A 13,755-nucleotide genomic window follows, 5' to 3' on the forward strand; every position below is an offset into this window, starting at 1 on the left:
TACCTCTTTTCTCAGTACGTTTTAACGTCTTCCAGCAAGCTGGAGAACCAATTGGACATTGACTCGGAAGCGGGCTTCTCCCGGCATTCCTCAAGGCGATCCGGCTCCTTCTCGCATGCGCTTTCGCAGGCGGTCGGCGCCGCAGCCTCATCGGGATCCATGAGGCCCGCATCCTTCAACAGCTCGCAGTCGCCATGGGAGGCACCCACGCCAACCTGGCGGCGGCGGATGAAGTCTCGATAGGTCACGCCCATATCAGATGAGCAGGCGTTATCCCATCCGGTAATGGTCAGCGTCTTGGGTAGCGTGGAATGACAACCGGTCGCGCCCATTCCCGTTCCCACGTTGACCAAGATGCGACCGACGGGCTTTTTGAGGACGAATTGCCTCACCACCTCGCCGTCGCGGGAGAAGATCGAAAGCGCGTTGCCGTCCCCGCTGTTGAGGATGAGCTCGATGCACTTCTCGCAGGCACCGCGCCAACTCTCCTCGACGTAGTAGGACAGCACCGGGCCGTACTTGGCCTTTGAGAAGACGCTGTGCTCGGAAACATAGGGCTTCTCGACCACAAGCACCTTGGTGCTCTCCGGGACCACCAACCCGGCGCGGCGCGCCATGTCGAAGGCGGACTTGCCGATCAGCTCGCGATACGGCTTGCCGCACGGCTTGAAGAGCGTCTTAGCCAGGGACTCGGCCTCTTCATCGCTCAGGAAATAGCACCCGCGCGCCTTGAGCTGAGCCCTGAACTTCTCGTCCACCGCCCGCTCGACCACAAGGGATTGCTCGGCTCCGGGCATCATGCCGTAGCAGAAGCTCTTGCCCGCGACCACCTCTTCGGCGCAATGAGCCAGGTCGGCGGTCTCCTCGACAAAGACCGGGTTGTTGCCGATCGATGCGTGGTAGACGTCCTTGCCGCCCAAGTCGCTGGCGACCACGCGCTCGTATTCGCGCGAATCGATCACCATGCGAACGGCGGGTTGGCAGGCGAGCCAAGCGTCGCCCTCCTCGGAGTACTGGTGCAGAAAGCCCAGCGCCTCGAGCGGGTAATGGCAGGCGGCGGCTACATCGGCCACCTCAGCCATCAGCGACTCGCAAGTCGCGTGCGTGCGAACGCGGGCAGAGAAGATCACGGGGGTCTTTGCCTTGACCGCGCACAGAAGCTGGCTTAACAGGGTGGGAACCGTCAGCCAATCGGGCAAAAACGAGACGACCACGCCCTTGGGCAGTCCCGTCTCGATGCCATGGGTCCAGCCATCGCGGTAGATCTGCTGTACCTCGAGCTGCGAGGAGACCTCATCGAGCATCTCGGTGAGAACCCACTCGGTCAGAGCGCGCTCGTCTTCCGGGTTGCCGTAATCGCTCTCGCGACAGGCCTGCTTGGCGAGGTCGCCCGCCTGCGGCAGCAGCCTCTCTCGAAGCTGCTGCAGAAAGCCACGGACCAAACCGTCGCCCAGGCCCTCGAGCACGCCTTGGGATTCCTCGGCATGCTCCAACAGGATGCGCGCTTCCTGAATGGATAGAAGATCGTTATCGATCAGCGGCATTGAACATGCGCCCCCTTAGTACGGCAGCAGGTTCTCAACGCAGTAGCGCTGGGTGATCTTTTTAAGATCGGGATGCGGACGAGGAATGACAACGGAGCTGTAGACCTCCGCGCCCATCTCGCCCACCGCGGCCACGCCGGCCTCGACCGCAGCCTCGACCGCCGCGACGTCGCCCTCGACCAGAATCGAGATGTAGCCCGATGCAGTGTTCTCGTAACCGATAAGCGTCACGTCGCCGGCCTTGCACATGGCGTCGGCTGCCTCGAGGACAAAGACCAGGCCAAAGGTCTCGATGGCGCCAAGCGCTCCGGAATAACCCTGTGTCATGGCTTCCTCCTAGAAATCGACGTCGTGGACGGAGACCACGTCGCCCACAGCGGGCACGGGTCGCTTCATAACGTTCTGGGCCGTCAGCTTGCCGATGGACTTGGCTGCCTCGGCGCCGGCCTTGACGGCCGCCTCGCAGGCCGCCACGTCGCCGCGGACAATGACGGTTACCAGCGTGGAGCCAACGTTCTCGTAGCTGATGAGCTCCGTGTCGCCGGCCTTGAGCATGGCGTCGGCGGCGAGGAGAGCGGGGACCATGCCGATGGTCTCGATAAGGCCGATAGCCTGTTCTCCCTGATAGCGCATGGGAACCTCCCCTTCCTACTTGATGTACGAGTTGATGGACTGCTTCTGCTCCTCGGTGGCGCGGTAATACACCAGCAAGTCGTCGTGAGAATCCAGATCGATTCGGGACTCCTCGATGAGGCCGTTCTTCTCGGCAGTCATAAGCGCGGAGGTCATCTCGTCGCGGGTGAAGGCGCGGCGGGAAGCGTACTCGCCCTTCAGGGCCTCCATGACGTCGTCGACGCAAGCCTCGTCAACCGTGGTGAAGTACTTGAGCATTGCGTAGTTCAGCGGGCGCGACATGCTACTCCCCCTTCTTCTTTAGGAAGTCCAGCGGGTTCACGGCGATGACGGTGATGCCAGCGACCATGACGAGGGCTGCGATCCACGCGATCGCGGGCAGGGCGAAGCCCTCGATGCCCATGATCAGGCCGATGATGATCCAGCTGCACAGCGGGACAAAGAACGAATAGGTGCCGTTGCAGGCCATTCCCAGAGCGGTGCCGCACATGCTGTTGCCGCGGTACCAGTTGGAGAACGAGGTGTAGGCGAAGAAGCCGGAGGCAACGAAGAAGAACACCGACGGGATATCGGCGAAGGCCTGGCCGACGCACTGGTAGGTGATGGCGAGGTCGCCGCCGCCAAAGAGGGTGAGCAGGGGCAGGATGATGATCAGGTTCACGGAACCGGAGGTAACCTGGCGGATGGTGATGCCGATCTGCGGGTCGATCATCGACGTGCCAAAGCCGCCGATGCAACCCTCGATGCCCCAGCCGAGGGCGGCGATGAAGGCGAGCAGCAGGCCGGGGACAACACCCGGGCCAAGGGCGCCGGTAAGGCCGGTGAAGCCGATCATGCCGCTCGCGAAGACGCAGATCAGGATGCCCAGAATAACGCGCGGGCCCATGGGCTGCTTGAAGAGGAAACGGGAAAGGATGGCGCCGATAGCCGGGCAGAGCGCGGCGATGGGGGTCACGATGGGGCCCGCCATGGAAAGCGCGATAACGTAGGCAGCGCCCGCGATGGGACCGCCCACCAGCGCCGCGGCGACCATGATGATGCCGGGCTTGGAGCGGAAGGTCTGGATGAAGTCGCCCAGCTTGCCCTGCTTCGCGGTAAGCAGAAGGGCCCAAACGGCGCTGAACAGATCGTTGAGCGCGGTGGCGATGGTGGGGAGAATAAATACCACCAAGAAGCTGCTCGCCTCGAGGGTGCCCATCCAATCGGCCCATACGCCCTGCGTCTGGGCAGCCATGATGAACGCCGAGTACAAACCGTAGGTGATGCCGGAATACAGCGCGATCATGAGGCCCTTCTTCAGGAAGCTCTGGTCGAGCTTCCTCTTCTTCTCAAGGGCAAGTTCATGGCGCGCGTCTGCGGTTGCCGCTCCTTGCATACCTTCCTCCAATCTATGGGGGTTGCATAAGTCCTGTACTTCGAAACTCTAGAAATTGACGTAGCGGCAGGGTCTACCCAAGCGCCCGCGACAAGCGGCAGGCGGTTGAAAAGGCCATGCGAGCGCTTGCCCAAGCGAGCGAATAAGGCGTTATTTGGTTTTTAGGACGAACGCTAGAAAGTGAACGGTCGTTATTCACACGCGAGCGGTTTGCGTTGCCAAACGAGCCTTCATTCAACCCGAAACATCGCTAGAAGCCTTTAGCCCCAATACCCGTGACAGTTATGGATTTAGGCTTTTACCTCGCCAGTCCACGCATCGATACGCTCCAGTACACGCAACTAAGCGCAAGATAGCGTCCTTTTTCACCTCATTGCACAGATAATGGGCGTTCATGAACCTTTCCGCTACGGCAATGTTTCCAAATTGTTACCAACGAGCGAATGGCACCTTAGCCGCAAACAAAAAGCGCCGGCCCCGTAATTCATACGGAACCGGCGCCTTCTCACCGCTGGCAGTTGCCGCGGCTCGATGCTACCGCTATGGACGATTCGGGCAAACGCGAAGGGATACACGCCCGCCTGCAATCGTTACGGCTTGATAGGTTTAGCGCAGCGAATTAGTCATGGTACTCGCCGCGGTCCCACTTCTCCAGGAACTCGTCAAAGAAATGCGGATCTGCCTGCGCCGCGGGATCAGCCTGGTTGACGGCGTCGATCTTGGCGACCAGGGCGTCGTGCTCGGGAGTCTGCTCGTAGCTCTCCTTGATGAAGGCGAGCATGATGTCGGCCATGAGGAACTCGCCGGTGATCTTGCCACCGAAACCGATGACGTTGGCGTTGAGCTCGCGGCGGGCGTACAGGGCGCTGGTCATGTCGCGAACCAGGGCGCAGCGGGCGCCGGGAACCTTGTTAACGGAGTTGGTGATGCCGATGCCGGTGCCGCAAAGGACAACGCCGAGGTCGGCCTTACCGGAGGCTACAGCCTCGCCCACGGCCTTGCCGTAGATGGGGTAGTGGGTACGGGTGTGGCTGTAGGGGCCGCAGTCCAGTACCTCGTAACCGGCCTCCTCAAGGCGGTCGTGCAGATAGGTCTTCTCGTCGGTAACAATGTGGTCGCAGCCAAGTGCAATGATCATCTGAGGTCTCCTTTACGCCATCTTGTTGAGCATGTCGACGCGAATCTGATGGCGACCAGCGGCGTAGTCGGCCTTGAGGAACTCGCGGGCGATCTTCTTCGCGACATCGTTGCCGATGACGCCGGAACCCAGGCAGATCATGCGAGCGTTGTTGTGCTCGCGAGTCATGTAGGCGCTGCGCTCGTCAGAGATGTTCGCAGCGACCATGCCCTTCACGCGGGTCGCGGCCATGTAGCTGCCCACGCCGTACTCGTCAAAGACGATGCCCTGGGAATCCTCGTTCTCCAGCAGGTCATGCGCCACCGCCACAGCGGAATCGACAAAATCCGCAGCGGGCTCGACGGAGAGGTCGACAACCTCGTGACCATCCTCGAGCAGCGTCTCCTTGATGAGCTCCTTGAGCGGCATGCCCGCCGCGTCAGAACCGATGACAACCCTCATGCTGTCCTCCTTTACATGCGCGCACCCGATATGCGCGCTTGGTTACCTTGTCCAGGCACCGACGCCACCCGCGAAGAAGCTAGCAGATCACCTTGGTGAAATCCTCGACCTGCTGGCGCTTCTCGTCCGAAATCGAACCTTCGCAGATAAGCGCGTCGATGTTTGAAAGCCTGTAGAACGTGTAGAAGTCCCGCTGGCCGATCTTGCTGGAATCCGCCACCAGATACCGGGTATCCGCCTGGTCGAACGCGAGCTGCTGAAAGCGTCCCTCGTCCATATTGGAGGTCGAGACCGCGTCAAAGCAGATGCCGTTGGCGCCGATAAAGGCGACGTCTATACCCAGAGTCGAGATGGCGTCCTCCGCCACGGGGCCCACAAACGCGGTAGTGCGCCTGCGGTACATGCCGCCGATAAGGCAGAGCTCGTAGTTCTCGTTGGGCTCCAGCAGGGTGAAGATGGACTGCGAGTTGGTGATGATGCGCAGGTGGCACGAGGGCAGCAGCGGACCCATCTGCTCGATGGTGGTTCCCGTGCCCAAAAAGATCGTTGAATCCTCCTCGACCAAGCCTGCGGCCGTACGCGCTATATCGATCTTCTCGCTCGCATGGCGGGCGCGCTTCTCGATATGGCTGTACTCGTGGCGGATCATCGAGCGGTGCTGCGAAGACGCGCTACGGGCTCCCCCGTGGACGCGAATCACCTCGCCGGCGCCCGCCAGCTCCTCCAAATCGCGGCGAACAGTCATGTCCGACACACCAAGGGCGTCCACGATCTCCTTGACGGAAACGGTGCCCTGGCTCTCGATAAGGCGCATGAGCCTATCCTGTCGTTCAGCTTTGATCACCACGTCCTCCTTTCACAGTTTCCAACATAATCAAACATCTTTCAACATGCAAGAACTTTTCTAAAGATGCATTCAATATAAGTCGAACACCATTGTTTTCCTACTGTTTTACCGTTTATCGCTAGATATCTACCGTTTACGGTGTTTTATTACGAGAATATCTGTTTGCTTTTGTTGAGATGATATTGTGCGAATAGCCCGGATATTCCAGTCCACTGTGTGCGTGTCAAACTATTTGAGCACGTGCTCATTCCTTACGGAGGAACCATGGCAACTAAAGAAGAAATCTCGATGATTGGTTTTGAGATCGTCGCATATGCCGGAGACGCCCAGACCGATCTTATCGCCGCTTGCGAAAAGGCGGGCAAAGGCGATATCGAAGGCGCGCGCTCCCTTCATGAATCTGCGAAGCAAGCGCTGATCGACGCCCATGATGTTCAGACCAAGCTTCTTTCCCAGGAGGCAGGCGGCGGCGAAATGGACGTGACCTTCATTATGGTGCACGCGCAAGACACGCTGATGACCACCATGCTACTTGAGAAGCAGACCAAGTTCATCATCGATGCGTATGAGCGCATCGGCCAACTTGAGGCCAAACTCGCCTAAAGAGGCCCTACACAGGAAATACCCGCGACAGCTTGTTTCCCCGGGTGCAGCGTCCCCCTTTTTGCTGCACCCTTTTTCGTTCATCTGCCGCATGAAAAGACGGAGCCGAAAAGCGCACTTGCGCCCGGCTCCGTCCTGCTATCTAGATACAGGCAAAAGGCCAACGTTACCTAAGGTCGCGAACAGATCCGCGCTCGACCAGATGGCCTGGGAACAGCTTATGGTTGCACCCATCTTCCATGCGCTCTGGAATCACCAGCTTGCCAATTGCCCACTCGGCAATGGCGGAGTTATCAAAATGCAGCGACGTCAGCCGGGAATTGGGAACAAATGTGGACGAGATATCGTCGGCGCCAACCAAGCTCACATCGTCTGGCACCGAAATACCCGCATCGGACAGTGCGCACATACATCCATATACCATTGCGTCGTCGGATGCAAACACGGCGGTGCAGGCGCCGCTACGCACTTTATCGGCCAACAGCACTCCGGCCGCATATCCGCTTTCCGGACTCCAGTCGCCCGCGATAACCCGTGGCGGCTCAATCCCGTTGTCAAGCATGGCCGAGCGCCAGCCGCTCTCGCGCGCAACGCTTGCGAGCGATCGCGATGGGCCGCTGATGTGCCAAATCTTTGTATGACCTCGCTCCACCAGGTAGTTCACCACCGCACGGGCGCTTGCTTCCTGATCGGAATCAACGGTAGGACATACAGGGTGATCGTGCATGGAAATGATCACTTCTGGGAGGCCTGCACGAGGCACAAACGTGTCAAAATCCTCCGGCGTGCGGTTGAGAACGTAAATCATGCCGTCAATCGACAGGCTCGACATGCGGTCAGCCGCCTGGCCAAGACTCAGCGGCTCTTCGCGATCCATTTTTAACAACGCAATGGTATAGCCCTGCGCAGCGGCGGCATCGACAAACATCTCAAGACGGTCTCGGTTGCCCGTCTCGGAGATATTGCCCATCGCGATGCCAAGGGCCATGTAACGACCCCGCCGCAGCGCGCGCCCGGCATTACTCGGACGATACCCAAGCTCGGCAATCGCCCGCCTCACCTTCTCCTTTGTAGCAGGTCTCACCGCGGGAGAGTCATGTACAGTACGCGAAACAGTCTGTTCCGACACACCCGCAAGACGCGCGACATCCTTTATCGATGCAGGCTTTCGATCAGCCATTGCACCCACCTTCCCTTTAGCATGCGCACTCCTCTTGAGCATACTGGATAATCCGCTCACCGCATAAAAAGAACCGCTTAGCCTAAAAGAAACCAGCATCTCAATTCAAAATGTTAACGTCATCATTGAAATGTTGACGTCGCCATTTTGATTGCTGACAGCACCGCCATCACGGTCAAGCATGCTGGTTGCCAGTGGACGCGTGCAAGGGGAGATTATTACCGGGCTTTGTCCCCCTTGTCGCAAACATCGATCAACCTGCAGTGCCGTAGCGCAGCGCCATCTGCAACATTGGGCACAAAACAAGGCATTCTGGTTTAGCATCCTCCTGAAAGGAGAGGAAAATGGAACAGCTCATTACAACCATTGAAAAGGGCAAGCCGTTTTTCAACGCCATCGCCCGCAACAAGTACCTCAAAGCAATCCGCGATGGCTTCATCTCGGTTATCCCCATCATCATTTTCTCGAGCATCTTCATCCTGATTGATGCCGTGCCCAACGTCTGGGGCTTCTACTGGCCTGCGGAAATCGACGCCATTCTTATGAAGGCCTACAACTACTCCATGGGCATCCTGGCGCTCGCCGCCGCTGCAACTACGGCCAAGCACTTCTGCGACGCGCAGAACCGCGACATGCCCAAAAACAACCAGATCAACTTCCTCTCGGTCATGATCGCCTCCGTGGTCGGCTTCCTGATCCTTTCAAGCGACGCCATCAACGTTGAAGTTGATTCCGTCTCCTACTCCGGCTTCGCCAACGGCTTCCTCGGATCAAAGGGCCTGCTTACCGCCTTTATCTCCGCATTCGTGGTAGGCATTGTCTACAAGTTCTTCGTATCCCGCAACATCACCATCAAGCTGCCCGATCAGGTTCCGCCCAACATCTCCCAAACGTTCAAGGATCTCATCCCCTTCTCTGTGTCTATTTCCGTCTTCTGGCTCTTCGACCTCATCTTCCGCAATGCATTTTGCTTTTGCTTTGCCCAGGGCGTCATCCAGGTTTTCCAGCCCCTGTTCTCCGCTGCCGATAGCTACGTAGGCCTCGCTATCATCTACGGCGCAATGAGCCTGTTCTGGTTTGTCGGCGTCCACGGCCCCTCTATTGTCGAGCCTGCAATCTCCGCTGCACTTGTCGCCAACATGTCCGCCAACCTCACCGCCTACCAGGCGGGCGAGCAGGCAACCCACGTGCTCTCCCTTTCTTCCCAGTACTTCGTCGTCTGCCTTGGCGGCACCGGCGCCACCCTGGTTATCTGCTTCATGTTCGCCTTCCTCGCCAAGTCTAAAGAGATGAAGGCGATCGGACGCGCCTCCATAATCCCCACGCTCTTCAACGTTAACGAGCCGTTCCTGTTCGGCGCCCCCATGGTCTTGAACCCCATCTTCTTTGTCCCCTTTGTCTTTGCCCCCATCTGCAACATCTGGGCTCTTAAGATCTTTGTCGACCTCATCGGCATGGACGGATTCCTCTACACGCTTCCCTGGACGGTCCCCGGCCCCGTCGGCATCATCATGGGTCTTGGCTTCCAGCCCCTCGCGTTCGTGTTCCTCGCCGCTGTACTCGCCATCGACTTCTTGGTCTACTATCCCTTCTTCAAGGTTTACGATCGCGAGAAGTGTGCGGAAGAGGCCGCTATGCTCGAGGAAGAGCTCGCTGCAAAGGCGGCCGCCAAGGGCGACGCCATGGCCGCAGCCTTCCAGGGCAAAATCAACGCCTCTTCAGTCGCGGACGATGAATCCAAGCCCAAGACCGCAAACACCGCCAACTCCGATTGCCTTGCAAAGCTCAACGGTCACCGCGTGCTGGTGCTCTGCCAAGGTGGCGGCACCTCCGGCCTGCTGGCAAACGCCCTCGCCAAGGCGGCCAAAGAGCACAGCATCGACCTTGAGACCGGCGCAGACGCCTACGGAAACCACATCGACATGATGAAAGACTTCGACCTGGTTATCCTCGCCCCGCAAGCAGCCTCCTACTTTGATGACCTTAAAGCAGACTGCGAGCGCATGGGCATCGCATGCTGCGTCACCCGCGGCAAGCAGTACATCGACCTCACCCGCGATGGAGAAGCTTCCCTGCGTTTTGTTGCCGAACAGCTCAACTTGTAGCCAAAGCTTCGCGTGAAACGCATAGCCCAGCCGTCGTCCCCTTCAATCGACGGCTGGGCGTCCCTATTCATCCACCGGGCAATTCGCCCAATCAAACAGCACATCGAGCATTAACAAGGACCGTATCATGAGCTCTAATCAGTTCCCTGCCAATTTTGTATTCGGAGGCGCCACAGCAGCCTATCAGGTTGAAGGCGAAACCCAAACGCATGGAAAAGGAAAAGTCGCTTGGGATGATTTCCTCAAGGACCAAGGTCGATTCTCCCCCGACCCCGCAAGCGACTTCTACAACCAGTACCCGCGCGATCTTGAACTTTGCGAGCGCTTTGGCATGAACGGCATCCGCCTGTCCATCGCTTGGAGCCGCATCTTCCCCTCGGGAACCGGCAAGGTCAACCCCGAGGGTATCCAGTACTACCACGACCTCTTCAAGTGCTGCCGCGCGCACGGCGTTGAGCCCTACGTCACGCTTCACCACTTCGACACGCCCCTCGCCCTGTTTGAAAAAGGCGATTTCCTCAACCGTGAAACCATAGACGCATTTGTCGACTACGCTACGTTCTGCTTTAAAGAGTTTGCCGACGACGTCACCTATTGGTTCACGTTCAATGAAATTTGGGCAGACGCCACCAACACCTTCATCGAGGGAACCTTCCCCGGCGGTGAAAAAGCTAACCTGGCAAAGTGCTTCCAGTGCGAGCACAACATGATGCTCGCCCATGCCCGAGCCGTCCTCGCCTTCAAGCACGGTGGGTTCTCCGGCAAGATCGGCGTTATCCAGTCGCTTGAGTACAAGTATCCTTTGGACGAGAATTCTGCCGCAGACATCAACGCCGCTAAAAACGAAGACGTACTGCAAAACCAATTCCTTCTCGACGCCACGTTTAGAGGCGACTACGCCGCGGACACGCTCGAGGTTGCCAACCGCCTCGCTGCGGTTTCCGGCGGCAGCATCGAGATTCGCGAAGACGATCTTGTCATTATGCGCGAAGCCGCAGCGCTCAACGACTACTTGGGAGTCAACTATTACCAAAGCCGCTTCCTGCGCGCCTACGAAGGTGAAAATGATCTGCACCACAACGGCACGGGAGAAAAGGGAACGGACCGCTTCCGCCTAGCAGGCGTTGGCGAGCGCGTAAACAAGCCCGGAATCCCCACCACGGATTGGGACTGGATCATCTACCCAGAAGGCCTCTTTGACCTCCTTGTCCGTATTCGCCTGCAGTACCCCAACTACAAGGAGATCTTCATCACCGAGAACGGTATGGGCTACAAAGATCCCTTTGTCGACGGCTTTGTGGACGATGCCCCCCGCATCGACTACGTCGAGAAGCATCTCGCCGCCGTGCTGCGAGCCATCGAGGCGGGCGTCAACGTAGGCGGCTACTTTATGTGGAGCCTGCAGGACCAGTTCAGCTGGACCAACGGCTACAACAAGCGCTACGGATTCTTCTACGTGGATTACGAGACCCAGGAGCGCACGCCTAAAGCCAGCGCCTACTGGTTTAAGCGCGTTGCACAGACCCACTGTCTGTAAACCCATCTTTCACCACGCAGCAGCATCGTCCGCACCTGCCGTCGCACCGCTAGTCGCACCGCTGGCCGCAGCCACACCCACGCACAAGCCCTGTTCCAGACCAAGCCATCTGGACCAGGGCTTTTTCAGTACGGCGCGGCGCCGCAAAAAAACCTAGCGGGCGTCCGTCACGGTGCCGCGCTCGACCAGCTCGCCCGGCAGGCGCACCGCCTCGACCTTTGATTCTCCCGATAGCTGGGCGAAGAAGTAGTCAAATGTCTTGCGGCCGCGCTCGCGCATGTCGAAGCGCACCGTAGTCAGGTCATTGTGGGGCACCATACCCTGCATGGAATCGTCCACGCCTATAACGCTCACGTCTTCCGGCACGCGCCTGCCGTGGGCGCGCAGCGCCATGATGGCGCCCATGGCCATTTGATCGTTGGCCGCGTACAGCGCCGTCATCTCAGTGTCTTGGACGAGCTTCTCGCCCAGCTCATAGCCGCTATCCGCGGTCCAATCCCCGTGTAGGGGCTTAACAACTTCGAGCCCCGCGCGCTCCAGCGCGTCTCGCCAACCGCGCGTCCTGAAATCCGCCGTGATCGAGTCTTTGGGACCGGCCAGGTGCCTGATCTGCGTATGGCCGCGCGAGCAAAGGTAGTCGACCACAAGCTGCGAGCAGCCGTATTGATCGGAGTCGATAGTGGTGCAGCGCGGGTGCTCCTTCATGGAGATGATGATGGTGGGCAGGCCGTTGAGCGGCTCGAACTCGTCAAAATCCTCGATGGTCCTGTTGGTGTTGAACACCATGCCGTCCACGGGAAGCTCCGCCAGGCGACGCGCGGTGTCCCGCAGGCGCACGGACTCGCTCTCATCAAACTCGATCAAGGTGACGGCGTAACCGTACTCGCGGGCGGCGGACATAAGCCCCTCCAGCGTAGCGACGTTACCCGTATGGGTGATATCGAACATGCACAGGCCGATGCAGCCGTACTTGCCGCCGCGCAGCGACCTGCCAGCAAAGCTGGGGTAGAAGCCAAGCTGGTCCATGGCGTCCATAACGCGCTTTCGAGTCTCCTCGACCACGCACGCCCGCCCATTGACCACGCGCGACACCGTCTGCCGAGAGACGCCGGCGAGCTTGGCGACATCTGCCATGGACACCGCCCTGCCAGGCTTGTGAACCGCGGAATCTGCCGCCATCTTGTTATCCCGTTCCATCCAACGGCTCCCCTCGCATTGCGCATGCTCTCAGATTGATGCTCAAATTGCTGTTTAAAATGCTGCTCTGGTAAATGTAGCATCAACTGAGCGCAAGCTGAAGAGCACGTGCACATTGGACGAGGACCATCGCCTTATAGCCTTGCGGCAGCCCTATTGAGGACCAGAGCGGCGCCGTGATAAGTCTTGCCATATTCCTTATTCGTCCAACGCTCTATATTCTCGCCACCGAATTATTAGACGCACCTTTGTTTGGCAATCTGCTTGGACGGCACCGTTCCAAACCCCGTGACCTCCTGAGGCGGCCACCTGTCTTTGCAATGAGACCCAAAGTGCTAAGCTTAACGTGCTTGATGGCTCCGCCCTGGGCTCGGCTCGGGGTTTTGGAACCATCTTTTTTTATTCGATTGGCTCCGTTGGGTCGCCTATAGAACACCCGCAGCACCTGAGTAAAAATGAGCCCATTTCTCTTGAAAAGCCAGCCCATCGACCTCCCTCTGAGTCCTAGATACCACTGGGCGCCAAGGCATTAAACTATGACGTAAAGAATCCAAAAACTGGTAAGTCATACCGGTTTTTCGGAGGCTCGACTATCAGAAACGTCGATATCTTTGCTAGCAAGGGCGTTAGGAAAAAGCTGAACCCTAAAGTCGCCAAGGGTCTTAGCGAGCAAATCGGTGGCAGACCGCGCGACTGGAAGCATCTCAAGGGAATCGGCACCTTCGATTACAAGTGCCATGCAAAGGATGCCGAGGTTCACCGATTAAAAGCAGCGGGTCAGCCAAAGGTAAAGTTCAAGATCAAGGAGTGGTTATAGTGAAAGTTAAATACCTAGGCGAAACCTCCTTCCTCGAGCTCACCCACGATAAGATTTACAAGGTCCTTTCTGTCGAAAAGGACTGGTACCGCATCGTCGATGACACCGATGAGGACTACTTATACCCACCTGAGGAATTTGAAATCGTTGAACCAAACGACGGGACAACGCCCGTAACGAGCTGATAAAAACCTCTGCTTCATCGAACCCCGCGCCCACCGCAAGAGGTATCCACCTTTCCGCACCACCCCGTCCTCAGATATCCCGGCGCTCCTATCATTTGAAGCTCAAGCATGAACCTCACACGCAATGATGAAGGTTCATGCTTGGCAACCAGC

14 protein-coding genes are annotated in these 13,755 nt (G+C 58.3%); 4 read left to right on the top strand and 10 right to left on the bottom strand.

The features are described from left to right. Positions 1-11 precede the first annotated feature (11 nt). From HMPREF9452_RS03775 to HMPREF9452_RS03810, 8 genes are all read right to left on the bottom strand, one after another. Positions 12-1,544: an aldehyde dehydrogenase family protein gene (locus HMPREF9452_RS03775; protein ID WP_009140785.1), complete on the bottom strand. Its 1,533-nt coding sequence runs from the start codon at positions 1,542-1,544 to the stop codon at positions 12-14. A gap of 15 nt (positions 1,545-1,559) precedes the next feature. Beyond that, positions 1,560-1,871, bottom strand: coding sequence for a BMC domain-containing protein (locus HMPREF9452_RS03780; protein WP_009140786.1), 312 nt, complete (start codon positions 1,869-1,871; stop codon positions 1,560-1,562). Between the two features lie 9 nt (positions 1,872-1,880). Next, a complete protein-coding gene (locus HMPREF9452_RS03785) occupies positions 1,881-2,177 on the bottom strand; it encodes a BMC domain-containing protein (protein ID WP_009140787.1) in 297 nt (98 codons plus the stop codon). 15 nt (positions 2,178-2,192) lie between these two features. Further along, on the bottom strand, positions 2,193-2,459 hold the full coding sequence (locus tag HMPREF9452_RS03790; protein ID WP_009140788.1) for a hypothetical protein: 267 nt from the start codon (positions 2,457-2,459) through the stop codon (positions 2,193-2,195). A 1-nt stretch (position 2,460) separates the two neighbouring features. Beyond that, a complete protein-coding gene (locus tag HMPREF9452_RS03795; protein WP_009140789.1) occupies positions 2,461-3,552 on the bottom strand; it encodes a membrane protein in 1,092 nt (363 codons plus the stop codon). Between the two features lie 619 nt (positions 3,553-4,171). Further along, positions 4,172-4,690 (bottom strand): galactose-6-phosphate isomerase subunit LacB, encoded by a 519-nt coding sequence (lacB, locus tag HMPREF9452_RS03800; RefSeq protein ID WP_009140790.1) that lies wholly within the window; start codon positions 4,688-4,690, stop codon positions 4,172-4,174. A gap of 12 nt (positions 4,691-4,702) precedes the next feature. Continuing rightward, positions 4,703-5,131, bottom strand: coding sequence for a galactose-6-phosphate isomerase subunit LacA (lacA, locus tag HMPREF9452_RS03805; protein WP_009140791.1), 429 nt, complete (start codon positions 5,129-5,131; stop codon positions 4,703-4,705). Positions 5,132-5,210: 79 nt separating this feature from the next. Next, the gene (locus HMPREF9452_RS03810) at positions 5,211-5,975 is read right to left on the bottom strand and encodes a DeoR/GlpR family DNA-binding transcription regulator (RefSeq protein ID WP_040362308.1); all 765 of its coding nucleotides are present in this window, start codon (positions 5,973-5,975) and stop codon (positions 5,211-5,213) included. 267 nt (positions 5,976-6,242) lie between these two features. On the opposite strand from HMPREF9452_RS03810, the gene HMPREF9452_RS03815 reads away from it, so the two are divergent. Next, positions 6,243-6,581: a PTS lactose/cellobiose transporter subunit IIA gene (locus HMPREF9452_RS03815; protein WP_009140793.1), complete on the top strand. Its 339-nt coding sequence runs from the start codon at positions 6,243-6,245 to the stop codon at positions 6,579-6,581. A 166-nt stretch (positions 6,582-6,747) separates the two neighbouring features. On the opposite strand, the gene HMPREF9452_RS03820 is transcribed toward HMPREF9452_RS03815, so the two are convergent. Continuing rightward, on the bottom strand, positions 6,748-7,761 hold the full coding sequence (locus HMPREF9452_RS03820; RefSeq protein WP_009140794.1) for a LacI family DNA-binding transcriptional regulator: 1,014 nt from the start codon (positions 7,759-7,761) through the stop codon (positions 6,748-6,750). 344 nt (positions 7,762-8,105) lie between these two features. On the opposite strand from HMPREF9452_RS03820, the gene HMPREF9452_RS03825 reads away from it, so the two are divergent. Both HMPREF9452_RS03825 and lacG read left to right on the top strand, forming a co-directional pair. Next, complete coding sequence (locus tag HMPREF9452_RS03825) at positions 8,106-9,866, top strand: lactose/cellobiose PTS transporter subunit IIB (protein ID WP_009140795.1); 1,761 nt, start codon at positions 8,106-8,108, stop codon at positions 9,864-9,866. Between the two features lie 127 nt (positions 9,867-9,993). Next, positions 9,994-11,403 (top strand): 6-phospho-beta-galactosidase, encoded by a 1,410-nt coding sequence (gene lacG / locus HMPREF9452_RS03830; protein ID WP_009140796.1) that lies wholly within the window; start codon positions 9,994-9,996, stop codon positions 11,401-11,403. Positions 11,404-11,556: 153 nt separating this feature from the next. Here the strand turns inward: lacG and HMPREF9452_RS03835 are convergent, their stop codons facing one another. Beyond that, positions 11,557-12,600, bottom strand: a complete 1,044-nt coding sequence (locus tag HMPREF9452_RS03835) for a LacI family DNA-binding transcriptional regulator (RefSeq protein ID WP_009140797.1) — start codon at positions 12,598-12,600, stop codon at positions 11,557-11,559. 816 nt (positions 12,601-13,416) lie between these two features. On the opposite strand from HMPREF9452_RS03835, the gene HMPREF9452_RS03840 reads away from it, so the two are divergent. After that, positions 13,417-13,602 carry a hypothetical protein gene (locus HMPREF9452_RS03840; protein ID WP_009140798.1) on the top strand — a complete coding sequence of 62 codons (186 nt, stop codon included), beginning with the start codon at positions 13,417-13,419 and terminating at the stop codon, positions 13,600-13,602. Positions 13,603-13,755 lie beyond the last annotated feature (153 nt).

The organism is Collinsella tanakaei YIT 12063, assembly GCF_000225705.1.
In the GTDB taxonomy this organism is placed as follows: Bacteria; Actinomycetota; Coriobacteriia; order Coriobacteriales; family Coriobacteriaceae; genus Collinsella; species Collinsella tanakaei.